This window comes from Croceicoccus sp., assembly GCF_983967925.1.
Genome location: NZ_CFETID010000011.1, coordinates 11,958 through 31,832, shown reverse-complemented (window position 1 = coordinate 31,832; position 19,875 = coordinate 11,958). Strand labels below are relative to the sequence as shown.

Here is a 19,875-nt window from a genome sequence, read left to right as displayed (position 1 = left end):
GGCCGTTGGCATGGCCCATTGCCTATGGCTGCGTAGCCGCAACAATATCGCGGTGCCTGAGGAGCGCGAATGCTGTACCTGATCGCCCAGTGGCTCGAATTCGAAGGGCTGGCCAATCTCGTCCGATACCAGAGCTTTCGCGCGGGCGCTTGCCTGCTGACGGCGCTGGCGATCGGGCTGATGATCGGCCCGCGTTTCATCGATCTGCTGCGCGTGCGGCAGGGCAAGGGTCAGCCGATCCGGCTGGACGGCCCGCAGACGCATCTGGCCAAGCGCGGCACGCCCACCATGGGCGGGCTGCTGATCATGGCGGCGGTGTCGGTTTCGATGTTCCTGTGGATGGACCTGACCAACTGGGCGGTGTGGGCCTGCATCGCGGTCACGCTGGGTTTCGGTCTGATCGGTTTCCTCGACGATTATGACAAGGTCCGCAAGGCCAGCCACAAGGGCGTGTCGGGCAAGGTCCGGCTGGCGGGCGAATTCCTGATCGCGGGCCTCGCCGCCTGGCTGGTGGTGCGCGAAACGACGCTTTACCTGCCCTTCGTCGGCTTTGGCGTGCCGCTGGGGCCGTTCTATTACATCTTCGCCGCCTTCGTCATCGTGGGCGCGGGCAATGCGGTGAACCTGACCGACGGGCTCGACGGGCTGGCCATCATGCCGGTCATCATCGCCAGCGGCACGTTCGCGATCATCGCCTATCTGGTCGGCCGCGCCGATTATTCGGAATATCTCGGCATTCCTTATGTCGAGGGAGCGGGCGAGCTTGCCATATTATGCGCCGCCATCATCGGGGCGGGGCTTGCGTTCCTGTGGTTCAACGCGCCGCCCGCCGCCGTGTTCATGGGCGACACCGGTTCGCTGGCACTGGGCGGCGCACTCGGCACCATCGCGGTCGCCGCGCATCACGAAGTGGTGCTGGCCATCGTCGGCGGCCTCTTCGTGCTGGAGGCGGTGTCGGTCATCGTGCAGGTGTTCTGGTACAAGCGGACCGGCAAGCGCGTGTTCCGCATGGCCCCGATCCATCACCATTTCGAGCAGAAGGGCTGGGCCGAATCCACCGTGGTCGTGCGCTTCTGGATCGTGGCGATCGTGCTTGCCGTGATCGGCCTTGCGACATTGAAGGTGCGATGACCGGCGGCGCCTCTCCCCCTTCGGGCATATTGCCGCCCGGCATATTCGCGGGGCGCAACTACGCCGTTCTGGGGCTGGCGCGCACCGGCATGGCCTCGATCCGCGCGCTTTGCGACGCGGGTGCGCGCGTGCTCGCCTGGGACCGCGACCCTGAGGCCCGCCGCCTGGCCGAACAGATCGCCGGGGACTGCCGCGGCCTGCTGCGCGTGGCCGAGATCGACCGCTTCTCGGTCGCCGGGTTCGACGGGATCGTGGTGTCGCCAGGCGTCCCGCTCAACCGTCATCCGATTACAGAGGTGGCGCGCGCGACCGGCGTCGCCATCATCGGCGATATCGAACTCTTCGCGCAGGCCCGCAGCGCCTTGCCGCCGCACAAGGTGGCGGGCATCACCGGCACCAATGGCAAGTCGACGACCTGCGCGCTGCTGCATCATCTGCTGAAGACCGCCGGTTTCTCGACCCGGCTGGGCGGCAATATCGGCATTCCCGTTCTGTCGACCGACGCGCTGCAGCCCAATGACAAGGGCCCCGCGATCTATGTGTTCGAACTGTCGAGCTATCAGATCGACATCACCGCCAGCCTGTCGTGCGAGGCTGCGGCCATCCTCAATGTCTCGCCCGATCATCTCGACCGCTATGACGGCAGTTTCGAGGCCTATACCGAGAGCAAGGTACGCTTGTTCGGCATGCAGGAAGCGCGCGCCATGGCGCTGGTCGACCGCGCCAGCCTGTCGCTCCCGTCGGTCGCGCGGGCGCTGTCGCATCGCTCGCCCGTGGTGATCGAGGATGTGACCCTGCCCGGCACGCCCGCCGACTGGCCCTCGCTGCAGGGTCCGCATAATCGCGGCAATGCCGCCGCCGCCGTGGCCATCGCGCGCCGCTTCGGGGTCGAGGAAGCGGCGATCGTCGAGGGGCTGAAGAGCTTTCGCGGCCTGCCGCACCGCATGGAACAGGTGGGCGAAGTCGGCGGTGTCGCCTTCGTCAACGATTCCAAGGCGACCAATCCCGCCTCCACCGCGCCCGCGCTTGCCGCGTTCCCGCCGCGTGAAGGCCGCCCGCGCGTGCACTGGATCGTCGGCGGGCTGCCCAAGGGCGACACGCTGGCCGAGTGCGAGGCGATGCTGGGCAATGTCGCCGCCGCCTATACCATCGGCGAGGCAGGGCCCATGTTCACCCGCCTGCTGGAAGGCCGCGTGCCCGTACAGCGGTCCGAGATGATGGGCGAGGCCGTGCGTGCCGCCGCCGCCGCCGCCCGGCCCGGCGACGTGGTGCTGCTGTCGCCCGCCTGCGCCAGTTTCGACCAGTTCCGCGATTACGAGAAACGGGGCGAGGCCTTTGCCAGCCTTGTCGCCATGCTGGCCGAAGGCAGCGATCCCGGGGAGGCCAATCCATGAGCGTTGCACCCCATTTCGAACGCGGCGCGGACGGCGTCCATATTGTTGCGCGCACGCCGCGCCGCCGCAAGGGCCGGATCCACGATCTGACGATCTGGTGGCGCGAGATCGACCGCGTGATCCTGATCCTCGTCCTCACGCTGATGGGCATCGGCATCGTCGGCGTCGCCGCAGGCTCGGCGGCCAGCGCGCACCGCCTGTCCACCGCGGCCAAGACGCTGGACGAGCTGATGTTCTTCAAGCAGCACCTGGCATGGCTGACGATGGGGCTGGCGGTGATGTTCGGATCGTCGATGCTCTCACGCGAAAATGCGCGGCGCGGCGCGATCCTGCTGGCGGGCGGCATGTTCCTGCTGCTGATCGTGACGCCTTTCGTCGGGCACGAAATCAATGGCGCAAGGCGCTGGATCAATCTGGGCGCTTCGTTCCAGCCGTCGGAATTCTACAAGCCGGCCTATACCATCCTGCTGGCGTGGATCCTGTCGTGGCGGGTACGCGATCCGCAGATCCCGGTGATCGGCATCTGCTTTGGCGTACTGCTCGCCTCGGTCGGGCTGCTGATGCTCCAGCCTGATTTCGGCACCGCGATGCTGCTGGCGGGCGTGTGCCTCGTCCTCGTCATCACGGCGGGCCTGCCGGTGCAGCGCATCGGCATCGCGGTCGGGCTGATCTTCTCGATCGTGATCGCGGCCTATTTCTTCTATGACAATGCGCGCCACCGCATCGACGCGTTTCTGGGCGGAAGCGAGGCCTATAGCCAGGTCGATCTCGCCCGCCGCACGATGCTTTCGGGCGGATGGTTCGGGCAGGGCCTGTGGATGGGCTCGCGCAAGAATTCGCTGCCCGAGGCGCATACCGACTATATCCTCTCCGTGATCGGCGAGGAATTCGGCCTGCTGGCGGTCAGCGCCATCGCGCTTCTCTATTGCGCATTGGTCGTGCGCGTGCTGTGGCGCCTGAAGGACGAGGAAGACCTGTTCACGATCCTTGCGGGCACCGGCCTTGCGTCCTTGCTGGGCGGGCAAGCGTTCATCAATATCGCGGTGAACCTGCAACTGTTCCCCTCCAAGGGCATGACCCTTCCGCTGATCAGCTATGGCGGCTCGTCCATGATCGCATTGTGCCTGACCGTTGGCCTGCTGCTGGCGGTGACGCGGCGCAATCCGTTCCTGACGCGCGACGGCCTGCCCGTCGGCCATGGAGGTATGAGACGATGACGAAGCAGGCCGCGCCGCGCGCGACCCGCCACTATATTCTGGCAGCCGGGGGCACCGGCGGCCACATGATCCCCGCCTTCGCGCTGGCGATCGAGCTGATCGCGCGCGGTCACAAGGTTGCGCTGGTCACCGACACGCGGGGCGAGGCGATTCCCGGCAAGCCAGCGGGCATGGAGGCCTTCGTCCTGCCCGCCGGACGCATGGACGGCGGCATTGTCGGCAAGATCCGCGGCCTCAACGCGATCCGCAAGGGCCGCCGCATGGCGCTGCGCATCATGCGCGAGATGGAGCCCGCCTGCGTCGTCGGTTTCGGCGGCTATCCCGCGATGCCCACCATGCTGGCGGCAAAGGCGGCGGGCGTGCCCTTCGTGATCCACGAACAGAACGCGGTGCTGGGCCGGGTGAACCGCTTTTTCGCCGGCAGCGCGGCGGCCATCGCGACCGCCTATGAAAAGATCGACCGCATGCCCGCCAAGGCGGCGGACCGGATCCATCTGATCGGCAATCCCGTGCGGCAGGAAGTGCTGGCGCTGCGCGACCGGCCTTTCCCGCCGTTCTTCAAGGAGGGCCTGCTGCGCGTATTGGTGACCGGCGGCAGCCAGGGCGCGCGCATTCTCAGCCGCGTGGTCCCGGCAGGCTTTGCCCAATTGCCCGAGGATCTGCGCCACCGCCTGCAGGTGACGCAGCAATGCCGTCCCGAGGATATCGAGCAGGTGCGCGCCGCCTATGCCGACAGCGGTATCCCCGCCGAACTGGGCACCTATTTCGAGGACATGGCAGAGCGTCTGGCCGATGCGCATCTGTTCGTGGGCCGCGCGGGCGCCTCGACCATTGCCGAGCTGACCGCGGTGGGCCGACCCGCGATCCTGATCCCGCTGGCCATCGCGATGGACGACCACCAGACCGCCAACGCCCGCGAAATGGCCGAGGCGGGCGGCGCGCGCGCCATTCCCGAACCCGACTTCACGCCAGAGGCGCTGGCCGCGCAGATGACGGCGATGGCGGAGGAACCCGAAACGCTGGCCAATGCGGCGCATCGTTCGTGGATCTGCGGCCGCCCGGATGCGGCGCGCGATCTTGCGGATCTGGTCGAAAGCTTTGGCGGCACGCCCATGATGGACGTGATCCGCATGGAGAAGTCACAGCCCGCAATGGCCAAATCCGCCGCACCCGCCGCCACCAAGGTTGCGCCCAGGTCGATGGAGGAGCGGCGATGAAGGCGCTCATCTCCGATCCGCTGCTGGACATCGGCGTCATCCATTTCGCGGGCATCGGCGGCATTGGCATGTCGGGCATTGCCGAGGTGATGCACAATCTCGGCTACCGCGTGCAGGGCAGCGATCTGCGCGAAAGCCCGGTGGTGGAGAACCTGCGCGCGCGCGGCATCCCGGTGACCATCGGGCAAAAGGCGGAGAATGTCGAAGGCGTCGCCGTGCTGGTCATCTCGACCGCCGTGCGCCGCGACAATCCCGAAGTGGTCGCCGCGCTCGAGGCGCGCATCCCCGTCGTCCGCCGCGCCGAGATGCTGGCCGAGCTGATGCGCCTGAAGCGCACGGTCGCGGTCGCGGGAACGCATGGCAAGACCACCACCACCTCGATGATCGCGGCGCTGCTGGATGCGGGCGGCGTCGATCCGACCGTGATCAATGGCGGGATCATCGAAAGCTATGGCTCAAACGCGCGCGTGGGCGAAAGCGACTGGATGGTGGTCGAGGCCGACGAGAGCGACGGCAGCTTCCTGCGGCTCGACGGCACGATCGCGGTCGTGACCAATATCGATCCCGAACATCTCGACCATTACGGCAGTTTCGACGCGGTGAAGGACGCCTTCGTCGAATTCGTCGAGAACGTGCCCTTCTACGGCGCGGCGGTGCTGTGCCTTGACCACCCTGAGGTGCAGGCGATCCTGCCCAAGATCCGCGACCGCCGTACCGTGACCTACGGTTTTTCGGCGCAGGCCGATGTGCGGGCGGAGAACGTAACGCCGATCCTGGGCGGCAACCGCTTTGACGCGGTACTGCGCCAGCGTGACGGATCGCTGGTGCGGATCGACGGGATCGAACTGCCCATGCCGGGCCGCCACAACGTGCTGAACGCATTGGCCGCCGTCGCCGTCGCGGTTGAGATGCAGTGCCCGTCCGACACCGTCCGCGAAGGGTTCGCGCGGTTCGGCGGCGTGCGGCGGCGTTTTACCAAAGTGGGCGAGATCGCGTTCGAGGGCGGGGACCCCGCCATCGTCATCGACGATTACGGCCACCACCCGGTCGAGATCCGCGCCGTGCTGTCTGCTGCCCGCGAAGGCGCGCGCCACCGCGTCATCGCCGTCGCGCAGCCGCACCGCTATTCGCGCCTGCGCGATCACATGGAAGATTTCCAGAGCGCGTTCAACGACGCCGATATCGTGTTCGTCACCCCGGTCTATCCCGCGGGCGAACAGCCGATCGAAGGGGCAAGCGCCGAGGCGCTGGTCGCAGGCCTGAAAGAGCGCGGCCACCGCCACACCGGCATCGTCGAGGATGCCGACGCGCTCGCCGACACGCTCGCCCCAGTGGTCGAGCCGGGCGACATCGTCGTGTGCCTTGGCGCGGGCGACATCACGCGCTGGGCCGCCGATCTCGCGAACGAGGTGTCGCAAAGGCGGAGCCGCACCCCGTGATGGCCAGCAAGCCCCACACCGGCGAACTGCAATTCGCGCTGCGCGGCGGCTCGATCAGCGTGCCCGAACCGCGCGGGCGGCTGACCGCGCATGCGCCGCTGGCCAAGCTGACATGGTTCAAGACCGGCGGCCCCGCCGAACTGCTGTTCGAACCCGCCGATGCCGATGATCTCGCCGTGTTCCTGTCCGCGCTGCCCGATTGGGTGCCGGTGATGGGGCTGGGGCTGGGGTCCAACCTGATCATTCGCGACGGCGGCGTGAACGGCGTCGTCGTCCGGCTGGGCAAGGGTTTTGCCGATGTCGAACGGCTGGATGATCTGACGCTGAAGCTGGGCGGCGGCACATCGGGCGTGCTCGCCAGTTCCAGCGCGCGCGATCACGGCATCGCGGGGCTTGAGTTCCTGAAGTCGATCCCCGGTTCGGTCGGCGGCTTCGTGCGCATGAACGGCGGCGCCTATGGGCGTGAGGTGAAGGACATATTGGTCGAGGCCGAAGTCGTGCTGCGCAGCGGCGAACGGCGCGTATTCACGCTGGACGATCTGCAATACAGCTATCGCCACTCGGCTCTGCCCGGCGGCGCGATCGTCACCAGCGCCACCATGCGCGGCAGCAAGGGCGATCCCGCCGCGATCCAGGCCGAGATGGACCGCATCACCGCCGCGCGCGAAGCCTCTCAGCCGCTGCGCACGAAGACGGGCGGCTCGACCTTCAAGAACCCGCCGGGGCACAGCGCGTGGGAGCTGGTCGACCGCGCAGGCTGCCGCGGCCTTGCCATCGGCGACGCGCAGGTGAGCGAGAAGCACACCAATTTCCTCATCAACAACGGCAACGCCGCCAGCGCCGATATCGAGGCGCTGGGCGAAGAGGTACGCCGCCGCGTGCGCGAGAACAGCGGCATCGAACTCGAATGGGAAATTCGCCGCGTCGGCCTGACCGCTGAAGAGGCCGGACAATGAGCGCGACCACCATCAAGCGCGGCGGCAAGGGCGTGCGCCGCGCCACCGCTGCCAAGGGCAAGGCGCGCGCGGTTCGCGGTGCGAAGCAGAAGACCGGCGGCGCGGTCGGCGCGGCATGGAACAAGGTGCCGATTTCCGAGACCGGGCTGCAGAAATTCTTCATCGGCGTCTTCATCGCGCTCGCTGCGGTCTCGCTGGTGGCGCTGGCGATCTATGCCGGCCTGCCCGAGGCCGTGCGCGACCGCGTCGGCGGCATGGCGGACGATGCGGGCTTCACCGTGCGCAAGGTCGAGGTGCGCGGCGTCGACCGGATGGACCGGCAGGCGATCTACGAACGCGCCGTGGCCGTTCAGCAGGTGCCCATGCCGCTGATGGATGTCGACGTGCTGCGCGAGGATCTGCTGCAATTGCCGTGGGTGTCCGATGCGCGCGTCTCTCGGCAGCTTCCCGATACGCTGGTGATCGACATCGTCGAACGCCGCCCCCACGCCGTCCTGCGCGAGGGCGAGGAATATGTGCTGATCGACCCGTCGGGCCACCGCCTCGAACCCGTCAAGCGCGGGGAGGCGGAAAAGATGCTGGTGCTGTCAGGCGACGGCGCGGCGGACCGGGCGGTCGAACTGTCCGAACTGCTCGATGCCGCCCCCGCGCTCAAGCCGCAGGTGCGCGCCGCCGAGTGGGTCGGCAATCGCCGCTGGAACCTGACGTTCAAGACCGGGCAGGTCGTGGCCTTGCCCGAGGGGGACGAGGAATCGTCCGATGCGCTGGTCTCTTTCGCACGGCTCGACGGAATGAACCGCCTGCTGGGCGGCAAGGTGTCGGTGTTCGACATGCGCGCCGACGACCGCATCTATATGCGCGTGCCCGGCCGCGCGGCAGAGGAAGCCGAGATGGAAGCACAGCGCAAGCGGCTTGAGCGCGAGGCCGCGCAGGCCGCGGCTGCCCAGGAATCGGGCGAGGAAATCGGGGGGTAGGTCGGATGGCTGCAACGCGTATTGAAAAGATCATCGGGGCGGTCGACATCGGATCGTTCCGCATCGCCGCGATGATCGCGGGGCTGACCGCGGATGGCGAGCTGGTCGTGCTGGGCAGCGGGCACCGCGCCGCCGACGGCATCCGGCGCGGATATGTCACCGACATGGACGCGGCGACCCATGCCATCCGCGACGCCATCGAACGCGCCGAACGCGCCGCCGATACGCAGGTGGAATCGGTATGGATCGGCTGCGGCAATGCGGGCCTGATGTCCGAAATCCGCGAGATCGACCTTGAGGTTGGCGGCCGCCGCATCGATCAGGACGACATCGAATATCTGATGTCCGACGCGCGCGAACAGATCATTCCGCCCGCCGGCGCGCCGCGCGTGGTGCTGCATGCGCAGCCCGCGCATTACATCCTGGATGGCGCGCATGGCGTGGGCAATCCGCGCGGGCTTCATGCCGAGAGGCTGGCGGTCGCAGTCCATGTCATGGAGGCCGAGACCGGGCCTTTGCGCAATCTGATGGAAGCGGTCCAGAACGCGCATCTGAACGTCGAGGGCGTCGTTGGAGCCGGCATCGCCACCGGTCACGCCTGCTTGTCGGACGAAGAGCGCGAGCTGGGCGTCGCCATGGTCGATTTCGGGGCGGAGGTGACGCATGTCTCGGTCCATGTCGGCGGCATTCTGGTCGGCATGTCGGTGCTGCCCTATGGCTCGGGCGACATCACCGATGCCATTGCGAGCGCCTTCGGAGTGCGCCGCACGCAGGCCGAGCGGCTGAAATGCGTCTATGGCTCGGCCATCGCCAGCCCGACCGACCACCGCGAGCGTATTCCCCTAGGCAATGGCGCGGAAAGCGCGGAGACAATTTTGCGTGCCGATCTGGTGGCGGTCATCAACAGCCAGCTGGCGCGCTGGACGCAGGACGTGGCGGCGACGCTGAAGTCGCTGGGCTTCGTCACCGGGCGCGGCGGCAACGGGCGGCAGATCGTGCTGACCGGCGGCGGCGGCGAACTGGCGGGGCTAGCCGATTACATGCAGCAATCGCTGGCGAAACCCGTCCGCACCGGCGCGGCCCCGAAGATGAGCGGCCTGCCCGAAGCGCATGCGACCCCCGGCTTCGCCAGCCTGTCCGGCCTGATCCTCTATGCCGCCGCCGACCCGCTGGATATTCGCACCAGCGCGGGCGGATGGCAGAGCGCCAGCCGGTTCGCGCGCATGACCATGCCCGCGCGGCTGATGCGCGCCATTCGCGAATATTTCTGACGGATCAGCGCTTTACCGCAGGGGTGTTGAGGCGCGAGAAGTCCACGCGCGCGATCTCGGCCAGGATGGACTGGCGCAGCGCCTCTGCCGTGTCGTGCATCAATCCGTCGATTTCCAGCCTGCCGCCGGCCAGCCCGCATTTCAGCGCGACGTAACCGCGCAGCCTGCCCAGCGGGCCGCGCGCGATTTCCACGCTCTGAAGCTTGATCGCGGGGGCGGAGGTCACGACCGGTGCCAGCAGCCCGGTGCGGACGAACAATTGCCCGTCGTCCATCGCCCAGCCATGGCGGAGCCAGTGCAGCGCGTGAAGCACGCCCGCCACCGGAATCGCCACCAACGGAGCGGGCCACCACGGCACATCCGCGATGGCCATGACCATGCCCGCCGCGGTCAGCGCGGCGGCGAAAAACACGAAGCTGTCGGTCCAGGGCCGCCTGCTGGGCCGATGCCAGCGCGTGTCCGGACCCGGCAGGGCGATGCTTGCGGCGCGCGCGACGGGCGCGATCTCGTCCGGTTGGGCGAAGGGGACGACATCGTGACTGGCCGATTTCGCATCATTGGCAAGGCTGACGAATTTCAGCGAGTGCCAGCCAAACCGGCGGCGCACCAGCCCGGTCGCCAGCACGCCCGCCTGGACGCGGTGAACCGGCATCACCACATCGGTGCGATTGAGCAGACCGCGGCGGCGGCGAAATCCGCGCTCGGTCCGTTCCAGCCGGAAATCGTAATCGCGCAAAACCGTGCGCACGACTCCGGTCACCACTCCCAGCACCAGCAGCGAAACCGCCGCGAGAACCGCACCGAATATTTGCGCGGCAAAACCCCAGTGCCGCAGCGTGTCGGTCTGGACGGCGAATAAATCGGTCCAGAAATCCGCGCTCCATATGTCGAAGGGCAGCAGGAAATCGAGTTGCTGCAGCGCCGCCCCGATCACGCCCAGCACCACCAGCGAGAATTCGAACAGGCCGAAATGCACGACCCGCCCCAGATCCATCGCGAATAATGTCTCGGACGGTTCTTCGGCGGCGTCGGCGGGCGCTACGGCCCCAGCGGCCCCTGTCTCGACCGGCGTCTCGCGCTGGCGGCGCACGACAGCGCGCAGCCGCTCGCCTTCCGCACGAGTGACATAGGCAAGTTCGATCTCGTCCTTGCCGCCCGCGCCCGTCTCGAAAGTCACCGACACCAGCCCCAGCAGGCGCGCCAGCAGCGGTTCGGCGATGCTGACATCCTGTATCCGCTCATAGGGCACCGAACGCGCTTCACGCGACAGAAGGCCGGTTTCCAGCCTGATGTCATCGGCGCCGACGCGATATTCGGTGCGCCACCACCGCACAAAAGCGGCCGCCAGCGCGCTGCCGACGATCAGCACGGCGATCGTGACCATGAGGAACGCGTTGGAGCTGATTTCCCGCGCGCCGACCGCAACCGCGATCACCGCGAATACTGCCTGCGCCAGACCCTTGGTCACCGACGGCACAAGGCCCAGCAATTCGGTCCGGCGCGGTGCTTCGCCGCGCGGATCAGACACCTTCCGTCTCGCGGGTGATATGGCTGCGGATGACTTCGCGCATCGACTGCGCATCGCTGTCCAGCAGGCCGGGCAGCGCGACCGAGCTGTTGTGCGAACCGGCGGTATGCAGCACCAGCGTCGACAGGCCCAGCATGCGTTCGACCGGACCGCGAATCACGTCGATATGCTGAACCCGCCCGAACGGCACCACCGTATCGCGGTGGAACAGCCAGCCCTTGACCACGCGCAGCCGGTCCTCCGCCAGAGCAAAACCCTTGTGCCGATAGCGGCGCATCGGCGCCCAGCCAAGGCACCATAGCGCCACCAGCGCGGCGGGCACGATGACGACGCCGGTCGGCAGCAGGCCGACGATTTCAAGCACGATGCCCGCGACCAGCAGCGGCACCGCGACGAAAGCGCCCTCGATCATCATCGCCGTGCGGTGCGACGGGTGAAGTTGTGTCAGTTCGTCGGTCATCATTCCGCTGCCAGCAATTCCTCTGCTCCCCCAAGATCCACGCTGACGAGGCGCGAGACGCCTTGTTCGACCATGGTGACACCGAACAGCCGGTGCATCCGGCTCATCGTGACGGCGTTATGCGTCACGATCAGGTAACGCGTCTGCGTCTGCTGGACCATCACCTCAAGCAGGTCGCAGAAGCGTTCGATATTGGCATCGTCGAGCGGCGCATCGACCTCGTCCAGAACGCAGATCGGCGCCGGATTGGTCAGGAACAGCGCGAAGATCAGCGCCACCGCGGTCAGCGCCTGTTCGCCGCCCGACAGCAGCGTCAGCGATTGCAGCTTCTTGCCCGGCGGCTGGGCATAGATCTCCAGCCCCGCCTCCAGCGGATCGTCGCTGTCGACCAGTGCCAGATGCGCCTGTCCGCCGCCGAACAGCGTGGCGAACAGCGAGCGGAAATGCTCGTCCACCGCGTCGAAGGCTGCGCGCAGCCGTTCGCGCCCCTCGCGGTTGAGGCTGCCGATGGAGCCGCGCAGCCGGTGCACCGCCTCGGCGAGTTCGGCCTGCTCGGCGGCGCTCGATCCATGCTCGGCCTCGGCTTCGGCCAGCTCGTCGGCAGCGACCAGATTGACCGGGCCTAGCCGTTCGCGCGACGCGCTCAGGCTCTCCAATTGCTGCGCATGGCGTTCGGCGGAGAGGCTGGCGGCTTCGGCGCCGTCGAAACCGATCCGTTCGGGCAGCAGAGGGGGCGGGCAGTGGAAGCGTTCGCCGCTGGCGCGCGCGAATTCGCCGCGGCGCGCTTCCTCGTTCTCGGCGCGGGCGGCGGCCCCGGCGCGGGCCTCACGCGCTGCGGCCAGCGTTTCGTTGGCGGCGGCGAAGGCGGCATCAGCCTCACGCGCGGCGGCTTCAGCTTCGCCATGCGCGGCCTGCGCCTTGTCCAACTCGGCGGTCAGCCGGTCACGCGCGGCGCTGGCCTGCTCGATCTCGCGTTGCAAAGCCTCGGGCCGGGCGGCGGTGACGGCGCGCTCTTCCTCGATCTCCTCGCGCCGCCGGGCGGTTTCGGCCAGCCGCCTCGCCGCATCGCCCGATCGTCCTTCCCAGCCGCGCATGTCGGTGCGCATGGCATTGATGCGCTCCTGCCCGACGGCCAGGGCCTGTTCCAGCGCGGCATGTTCGGCCATCGCCTGCTGCAGCCTTGTGCGCGCCGCATCGTTGCGGGTGCGCGCCGCTTCGCTGGCCTGCCGCTGGGCGGTCGGATCGGGGAGAGCTTCGCGCTGCGCGGCGGCGTCGGCCAGTTCGTCCTTCGCGGCGGCGACGCGGCCCGCCAGCTCTTTCACGCGCTCGGCCAGTTCGGCGCGGGCGCGCAGCAGGCGGTCGAGCGCGGATTCGGCCTGTCCCCGCGCCATCAGGGCCGATCGTTCCTCGTCCGCTGCCGCCGTCATCGCGCGTTCGGCCTCGGCATTGGCTTCGCGCGCGCGTTCGAAGGCGGCGCTGGCTTCGGCCTGCTCCTGCTCCGCTTTCGTCAAGGCATCGCGCAATTCGGGCAGCCGTGCCGCCAGCGCATCCAGCCGGTTCGCCGCCTCCAGCATCGCCGCTTCCGCCGCACCCTCGCCGCGCACCACGAAGCCGTCCCAGCGCCGCAGCGAACCCGCCCGCGTCACCAGCCACTCGCCCGGGGCAAGGGCCTGTCCGCTATCCGCGTCGGCCACGCGCACCAGCGCGAGACGCGCCCGCAATTCCTCCGGCGCATCGGTGACATGGGCGGCAAGGCTCTCGGTATGCGGCTTGGGCACCGCCGAACCCGTCCAGAACCGCCCTTCCTCGCCATCGGCAGGCGCGGCGAGCAGTGCCGCCCCGTCGCGCCCCAAGGCTGCGGCGAGCGCGCGTTCGTAACCGGGCGCGGCCTTGACCGCATCGATCGCGCGCCTGCGGCCCTTGGCGCCCTTGTCGGCCTTTTCCCGCGCGGTGCGGTCGCGCAGCAAGGCGTCGTGCTCGCGCTCCACGCCCGCCAGTTCCGCACGCGCAGAGGATAGTGCGCTGGCGCTGGAATCGCGGCGGGCGCTGGCGGCATCACGCGCGATCCGCGCCTCGTCTATGGTGGTACGCGCCTCGCTTCGCGCCGCACTGGCCCGTTCGCAGCGGGTCTCGGCGGCGCGCAGGGCGTCGCGGGCCTCGTCCTCGCTGCCCAGAGCGTCGCGTTCGGCTTCGCTGCGCTCCAGCTCGCGCTCGGCGCGCGATAGCGTGTTTTCGGCCTGCTGCACGGCGGCCTCGGCCACGCGCCAGTCGGCCTCGACCCTTGCCTGATCGGCGGTCGCCTGCGCCAGCGCCAGTTCGGCGGCGCGGCCCGCGCGTTCGGCATCGTCCTGTGCGGCGGCGAGCCGGGGGCGGCGAGCCTCGTCCTCGGCCAGCGCCTTCTGGGCCGCCGCGATATCCTTGGTCAGCCGCCCCATCGCCTCGGCAGCGTTGCGGGTGCTTTCCTCCGCGTCGCCTTCATCCTTGTTCAGCCGCGCATATTGCCGGTCCAGATCGGCAAGTTTTTCCTCCGCCGCTTCCAGCCTGCCGGTCAGCATGGTGAGGAGGTTCGCCTGCGCCGAAACATCGTCGCGCCGGTCGGCCATGTCCTCGCGCGTCTGCGCCAGACGGACCGCGTTCTCGCGCTGCGCCTCGGCAGCGGCACTGGTCGCGGCCTGCGCCGCAGTCACCGCGGCCTCGCTCTCCTTTGCCAACGTGCGCGCCGCATCGGCGGCGGCAGCGGCCTCGCGCCAGCGGGCGAACAAAACTTGCGCCTCGGCCACGCGGATCTGGTCGGACAGCTCGCGATATTTCTCCGCCGCTTTCGCCTGCCGCCGCAGCGCACCCATCCGGCTGTCGAGCTGCGCCAGCAGATCCTCCAGCCGCGCCAGGTTCGCCTCGGTCGCGCGCAATTTCTGCTCGGCATCCTTGCGCCGAACGTGCAGGCCCGAGATGCCCGCCGCCTCCTCCAGCATCTGGCGGCGTTCTGCGGGCTTGGCGGCGATGACGGCGGCGATCTTGCCTTGCGACACCAGCGCTGGGCTATGCGCGCCGGTCGCGGCATCGGCGAACATCAGCGCGATATCCTTGGCGCGCACATCGCTGCCGTTCAGGCGATAGGCGCTGCCCGCGCCCCGCTCGATCCGGCGGGTGACATCCATCTCGTCGCCATCGGCGGTGTCGATCAGCAGCGAGACTTCGGCAAAGCTGCGCGGCGGGCGGCTGGCGGTGCCCGCGAAGATCACGTCCTCCATCCCCGACCCGCGCATCGACTTGGCCGAGCTTTCGCCCATGACCCAGCGGATCGCTTCGAGAAGGTTGGACTTGCCGCACCCGTTGGGGCCGACGACGCCCGTCAGCCCCGGCTCGATCCTCAGCTCCGCCGGTTCGACGAAGCTTTTGAACCCGGAAAGGCGCAGGCGGCGAAACTGCATCAGCAGACAGTGACGCCGCCGGGCGCCATTACCGGGCGCCCGCGCGCTGCAGGGCGGGCTCCAGCTCTTCCCACGTGGGCGCGCTGGTCAGACGCGTGCCGTTGATTTCCAGCGTCGGGGTGGAGGTCACTTCGTAGGAGTTCGAATTATCGACGAATTCCTGCGCCGCATCCAGATCGGTCAGGCAGGCGTTCGCCTGATCGCGCGAAATGCCTCGCGAGGCGAAGAAATCGACCATGCCGAACAATTCGGCCATCGCGACAAGACGCTGTTCGGGCGGCAGGCTCGACGCCTGCTGGAACGCGCCGTCGCCCGCTTGCTGCGCGTTCTCGAAGAACGAAGCCTGGTTGGCCCAGAACTGGTCGGCCAGCGCCACCGTCGCCTCGGGCGCGGAGCATTGCACCAGCAGCCCAGCGGGAACGTCCATCGCGTTCAGCACCACCAGGCGCGTTTCAAAGCTGACGCGCCCGCTGTCGATATACTCGCTGCGTAGTTCCGGACCCGCGTTTTCCGCGAAATCCGCGCAATGCGAACAGGACAGCGCGCCATATTCGACCAGCTTGATTGGGGCGTCCGGGTTGCCCATCAGATAACCGCCCTGCTCGGTCTGCGTCACGATCTGCGACCAGCTCTGCCCTTCGGGTGCGGCGACGGCCTCGACCGGTTCGCTTTCGACAGATCCGGTCGCCGCTTCATCGGCGGAATTGCACGCGGCCAGCGCGGCAAGCGGTGCCAGCGCCAGGGCCAGAAGCGGTCGGGAAAAGGCTGTCGTCATCGGGGTCTTTCCAATCTGAAGAAAATCTAGCGCAGGCCATGCGCCAAGTGAAAGCAGGGGTACGGCTTGCCAGCCGGGTTTTGCACAAGCACCGCACCCGATCCAAGCGTTTCGCACGGTTTTCACGCGCAAAGAGGGATCGAAACGCCGCCGAATGCCTGTCAGAGGCCGCGAATCAGCGGTCGATGCGCGCATCCAACTGCGGTTTCAGCGATGCCCAGTCATGCGTCCCTGCCAGCAGCACATCGCCGATGGCAAAGCTGGGCGTGCCCGAAACCCCCTGTGCGCGGTAGGAAGCGGCATTGGCAGACAGCTGCCGCGCCTTCGCCTCGTCGGCAAGGCAGCGGTCGAGCTGCGCCTTTTCATAGCCGCGCCTTACCATGATGTCGTACAGCCCCGCATCGCGTGCCAGCGCCTGCATGCGCGATCCGAAACTGCCGGTTTCATAACGGGCGCGCTGCGCCGGCGTCGCCGCGCGCAGTCTGCCCAGCCACTCGTCCTGCGCGCCCATCACCGCGCCATGGTTGGCGATGAAGCGGTCGTCCCCGCCGCAATTGGTGAGCAGAGCGGCGGCCAGATCCGCCGGATCGCGCACCATGTTGCGCACCACCACCGACGCCTTGCCGGTGGCGGCATAGGCGACGATTAGCTCCTTGCCCGCCTCATGTTCGAAATGCGCGCAATGCGGGCAGGTATAGCTGACATATTCGGTCAGGGTCAGCGGTGCCTCGGCCTTGCCGATGCGGTGGACGCCCGTGTCGATGCGCGTGACGCCCTGCGGTCCCGCGGCATTGCCGGGCAGCGCGGCCATCGCGCATGCCGCCGCCAGCGCGGTCGCCATCATGCGAAAGCCTGACTTGCCGCGCATCCCGATCATCCTCGAAGCCATCCCCAAACCTTCTTTCGTCATCACGCCTCACCCTTGCCGCCCAGCGACCGCGCCAGCGATTCCAGCACGGTGCGCAGTTCCGGATCGCCGATATCGCGCAGGGAATCGCCAAGTTCCATCGGAATCGGCTTGAGCGAGGGCGGCGCCTTGGCCTTTCCTTCCTGCGCGATGCTTGCGGCGGGCTGAACCTGTCCCTGCCGGATCTTCACCTTGGACACGGCGCTATAGCCGAAGAAGCGGTTCACCCGCTCGATCACCTCTGGGATGACATGCTGGATCAGCGGTGCGTGGGCGGGGAGCACCACCAGATGCAGCGTCCCGCCTGCCTTCTCGCCGGGGGGGAAGCGGATCGATTCGGGTGCGGACACGCGGGCATGGTGCGGCCCCACGATCTCGGCCCAGCGCGACACCACGCTCGATTGCACGAAGCCGAAGCGGCGGAACGCGGTGCGGCCGATCTGGGGCATCAGGTCACCGATCGGCTTCGCCGCCCCGCCGCGCGGGCGTTCATAGGCCTTGGGCCCTTTCGCAGGCTTTTTGGCGCGGGTCTTCGCAGGCTTGTCGGAGTCGCTTTCCATTACCGGCCAGCCCATGCCATAGGCCCCCTGTCGTGACCAGTTCCCCGCAGAATAAACCGGCTGACCAAACGCGGATCGCGCAGGATCTGCTGCGTTGGTACGATGCGAATGCGCGCAGCCTGCCATGGCGTGTGCCGCCTGGCAGCAACCGGCCCGCCGACCCCTATCGCGTCTGGCTGTCCGAGATCATGCTGCAGCAAACGACGGTCGCGGCGGTGAAACCCTATTTCGAGGCGTTCACCACGCGCTGGCCCGATGTCGAGGCGCTGGCCGCCGCGCCCGAGGCGGACGTTCTCGCCGCATGGGCCGGGCTTGGTTACTATGCACGGGCGCGCAATCTGATCGCCTGTGCGCGGGCCGTGGCGGCGGCAGGCGGGCGCTTTCCCGACAGCGAGGAGGGCCTCCGCGCGCTGCCGGGGGTGGGGGCCTATACGGCAGCGGCCATCGCGGCCATCGCCTTTGGCCAGCGCGCCGTGGCGGTCGACGCCAATGTCGAGCGGGTGATGTCCCGCCTCTTCGCCATAACCCAGCCGCTGCCCGCGTCGCGCCCGGCTATTCGCGCGGCGGCGGGCACGATAACCCCCGACGCACGGGCAGGCGATTTCGCGCAGGCGATGATGGATCTCGGCTCCTCGATCTGCACCTCGCGCGATCCGAAATGCCTGATCTGCCCCTTGCGCGCCGATTGCCGGGCACAGGCCGAAGGCATCGCCGCAAGCCTGCCGGTGAAACCCGCGAAAAAGCCCAGACCCGAAAGGACCGGCACCGCCTTCTGGATCGAGCGTGACGGGCATGTGCTGCTGGTCCAGCGTCCGGACAAGGGCATGCTGGCGGGCATGCGCGGATTGCCCGCAGATGGCTGGACCGCGCGGCGCGACGGTGACGGGTCTCCGCCGTTTGGGGGCGAGTGGCGCGATACCGGCGTGTGCGTGCGCCATGTGTTCACGCATGCGGCGCTGACCATGACCGTCCTGGCCCTGCGCGATGAACCGGGTTCCGCTGCCGACGGGCTTGGCGGCGAATGGTGGCCGGTCGGGCAGCTGGGCGAGGCGGGGCTGCCGACATTGTTTGCCAATGCAGTCAGGGCGATGCAGGAAACCGATTGGTAGGGAAAGCTGGCGCAGCATTTGCGGGCTGGCTTTGCAGGCCGTCTTTGCAGGCAGGGTTTGCAAAACACGCACCGGGCAGTCTAGGCCCTTGCGACAAAGGGATTTCACCCAAGGGGAACGTGCATGATCGACGGTGCGACGGGCGCGGTTGAAACGGATGGAAACGGCGACCGGCGGCGTTCGCGGAGGATCGACCGGGCCGACCATATACGCGCCGATCCCGATGCGCTGTCGGCGCTGATGGGCGACCGCGCGCTGGTGCTGCGCATGGAAGGCTGCGATCCCGTGGTCACGGACGAGGGATTGCTCCTGTGGGACATGCTGGACGACGCATCGTCGGGGGCCGAGCTGCTGTTCCTCGGCCTCGACAGCGACCGCGCCTGTTTCGCCGCGGTTCCGCGCAGCCATACCGCCGACGAACTGCGCGGCAAGGCGTGGCAAAGGGCGGGCCTGCTGAATCCGCAGGATTTCGCGACATTTTCCGCCGCGCGCAGCCTTGCCAACTGGCATGCGACGCATCGTTACTGCTCGCGCTGCGGGTCGATGACGGTGCAGGGCAAGGGCGGCTGGCAGCGCGACTGCACCGACAGCGCGTGCCGCGCCTCGCATTTTCCGCGCACCGATCCGGTGGCGATCATGACGGTCGAACATGTCACAAAGGATGGCGAGCGGCTGGTCCTGCTGGGCCGCGGGCTGGGCTGGCCGGAGGGGATGTATTCGGCGCTGGCCGGCTTCATCGAGCCGGGGGAGACCATCGAACAGGCGGTGCAGCGCGAAGTGCTGGAAGAAGCGGGGCTGAAGGTCCACTCGGTCCGCTATCGCTTCAGCCAGGCATGGCCGTTTCCCTCGCAGCTGATGATCGGATGTCATGCCATGACCGATCACCCGGCGCTGGCCATCGACCGCACCGAACTGGCCGATGCATTCTGGGCGACGCGCGCCGAAGTGTTCGCTGCGATGGAGAACCTGCCCGGCAAGACATTCGAACCACCGCCGCGCCACGCCATCGCTTATAACTTGCTGCGCGACTGGCTGGACCGGCTGGCGGCGTAGAGCGGGTTTGGCAGGCGCTTGCTGTGCGACTGGCTGGGATAGGCCGTCGGGGCGGTGAAATGGGCTGAGAAACGGTAGCCTTCTGTCGCGATTTTTGAAACCAGTCCTTCGCGAGAAGGCCCACTTTCCACCAGTCAGACTGCCAGACTGAAAATCCGGATAGCGGACGCGCCGACTACATCGTATGAATCTTCAGTGAGCTACGCAGGTGACCCAGTCCGGAAATTCGTCTCCTCGAAAGGGGAGATACGATATTCTATCCGCAAGCGTGAGGACGGGTTTTTTCAGATCGTTCACGATGGCAGCCGGCTCCCCGACGGTTCACAGCCTTATTGGATGGAGGATCGGGTGGTGAGCGGGATATTCGCAACTGCCGACCTCGCTGAGAAACAATTGCTGTGCAGAGCACCAGATGCATGGATTAAAGTATGATGATTGTGCAAAGACCGGCCT

Annotated in this window: 16 protein-coding genes; 10 read left to right on the top strand and 6 right to left on the bottom strand. The window is 67.8% G+C overall.

The window, feature by feature from the left end; genetic code table 11:
- Positions 1–69 precede the first annotated feature (69 nt).
- Genes mraY through ftsA form a run of 8 tightly spaced genes read left to right on the top strand, consistent with a single transcriptional unit; the run spans position 70 to position 9,599 of the window.
- Positions 70–1,131 carry a phospho-N-acetylmuramoyl-pentapeptide-transferase gene (gene mraY, locus AC4FIJ_RS08040; protein WP_490336196.1) on the top strand — a complete coding sequence of 354 codons (1,062 nt, stop codon included), beginning with the start codon at positions 70–72 and terminating at the stop codon, positions 1,129–1,131.
- Complete coding sequence (gene murD, locus AC4FIJ_RS08035) at positions 1,128–2,525, top strand: UDP-N-acetylmuramoyl-L-alanine--D-glutamate ligase (protein WP_490336195.1); 1,398 nt, start codon at positions 1,128–1,130, stop codon at positions 2,523–2,525. The genes mraY and murD overlap by 4 nt, the downstream gene beginning before the upstream one ends.
- Positions 2,522–3,742, top strand: a complete 1,221-nt coding sequence (locus AC4FIJ_RS08030; RefSeq protein WP_490336194.1) for an FtsW/RodA/SpoVE family cell cycle protein — start codon at positions 2,522–2,524, stop codon at positions 3,740–3,742. Before murD ends, AC4FIJ_RS08030 begins: the two co-directional genes overlap by 4 nt.
- The gene (murG, locus tag AC4FIJ_RS08025) at positions 3,739–4,959 is read left to right on the top strand and encodes an undecaprenyldiphospho-muramoylpentapeptide beta-N-acetylglucosaminyltransferase (RefSeq protein ID WP_490336193.1); all 1,221 of its coding nucleotides are present in this window, start codon (positions 3,739–3,741) and stop codon (positions 4,957–4,959) included. The genes AC4FIJ_RS08030 and murG overlap by 4 nt, the downstream gene beginning before the upstream one ends.
- Positions 4,956–6,398, top strand: a complete 1,443-nt coding sequence (gene murC / locus AC4FIJ_RS08020; RefSeq protein WP_490336192.1) for a UDP-N-acetylmuramate--L-alanine ligase — start codon at positions 4,956–4,958, stop codon at positions 6,396–6,398. The genes murG and murC overlap by 4 nt, the downstream gene beginning before the upstream one ends.
- Entirely contained in the window at positions 6,398–7,354 is a 957-nt protein-coding gene (gene murB, locus AC4FIJ_RS08015) for a UDP-N-acetylmuramate dehydrogenase (RefSeq protein ID WP_490336191.1), read from the top strand. Before murC ends, murB begins: the two co-directional genes overlap by 1 nt.
- Positions 7,351–8,328: a cell division protein FtsQ/DivIB gene (locus tag AC4FIJ_RS08010; protein WP_490336190.1), complete on the top strand. Its 978-nt coding sequence runs from the start codon at positions 7,351–7,353 to the stop codon at positions 8,326–8,328. Before murB ends, AC4FIJ_RS08010 begins: the two co-directional genes overlap by 4 nt.
- 5 nt (positions 8,329–8,333) lie before the next feature.
- A complete protein-coding gene (ftsA, locus tag AC4FIJ_RS08005; RefSeq protein WP_490336189.1) occupies positions 8,334–9,599 on the top strand; it encodes a cell division protein FtsA in 1,266 nt (421 codons plus the stop codon).
- Positions 9,600–9,603: 4 nt separating this feature from the next.
- On the opposite strand, the gene AC4FIJ_RS08000 is transcribed toward ftsA, so the two are convergent.
- From AC4FIJ_RS08000 to AC4FIJ_RS07975, 6 genes are all read right to left on the bottom strand, one after another.
- Positions 9,604–11,127 carry a PH domain-containing protein gene (locus tag AC4FIJ_RS08000; RefSeq protein ID WP_490336188.1) on the bottom strand — a complete coding sequence of 508 codons (1,524 nt, stop codon included), beginning with the start codon at positions 11,125–11,127 and terminating at the stop codon, positions 9,604–9,606.
- On the bottom strand, positions 11,120–11,587 hold the full coding sequence (locus AC4FIJ_RS07995; RefSeq protein WP_490336187.1) for a PH domain-containing protein: 468 nt from the start codon (positions 11,585–11,587) through the stop codon (positions 11,120–11,122). The genes AC4FIJ_RS08000 and AC4FIJ_RS07995 overlap by 8 nt, the downstream gene beginning before the upstream one ends.
- Entirely contained in the window at positions 11,587–15,018 is a 3,432-nt protein-coding gene (locus tag AC4FIJ_RS07990; RefSeq protein ID WP_490336186.1) for an AAA family ATPase, read from the bottom strand. Before AC4FIJ_RS07990 ends, AC4FIJ_RS07995 begins: the two co-directional genes overlap by 1 nt.
- Before the next feature lie 28 nt (positions 15,019–15,046).
- On the bottom strand, positions 15,047–15,793 hold the full coding sequence (locus AC4FIJ_RS07985) for a thioredoxin domain-containing protein (RefSeq protein ID WP_490336185.1): 747 nt from the start codon (positions 15,791–15,793) through the stop codon (positions 15,047–15,049).
- Between the two features lie 175 nt (positions 15,794–15,968).
- A complete protein-coding gene (locus AC4FIJ_RS07980) occupies positions 15,969–16,682 on the bottom strand; it encodes a DsbA family protein (protein WP_490336184.1) in 714 nt (237 codons plus the stop codon).
- Between the two features lie 20 nt (positions 16,683–16,702).
- Positions 16,703–17,260: a DUF721 domain-containing protein gene (locus AC4FIJ_RS07975; protein ID WP_490336183.1), complete on the bottom strand. Its 558-nt coding sequence runs from the start codon at positions 17,258–17,260 to the stop codon at positions 16,703–16,705.
- Positions 17,261–17,292: 32 nt separating this feature from the next.
- Here AC4FIJ_RS07975 and AC4FIJ_RS07970 point away from each other — a divergent pair, with 32 nt between their 5' ends.
- Together AC4FIJ_RS07970 and nudC are read left to right on the top strand one after the other, a co-directional pair.
- Entirely contained in the window at positions 17,293–18,369 is a 1,077-nt protein-coding gene (locus tag AC4FIJ_RS07970) for an A/G-specific adenine glycosylase (protein WP_490336182.1), read from the top strand.
- A 123-nt stretch (positions 18,370–18,492) separates the two neighbouring features.
- Positions 18,493–19,422: an NAD(+) diphosphatase gene (gene nudC / locus AC4FIJ_RS07965; RefSeq protein ID WP_490336181.1), complete on the top strand. Its 930-nt coding sequence runs from the start codon at positions 18,493–18,495 to the stop codon at positions 19,420–19,422.
- Positions 19,423–19,875: the final 453 nt, after the last annotated feature.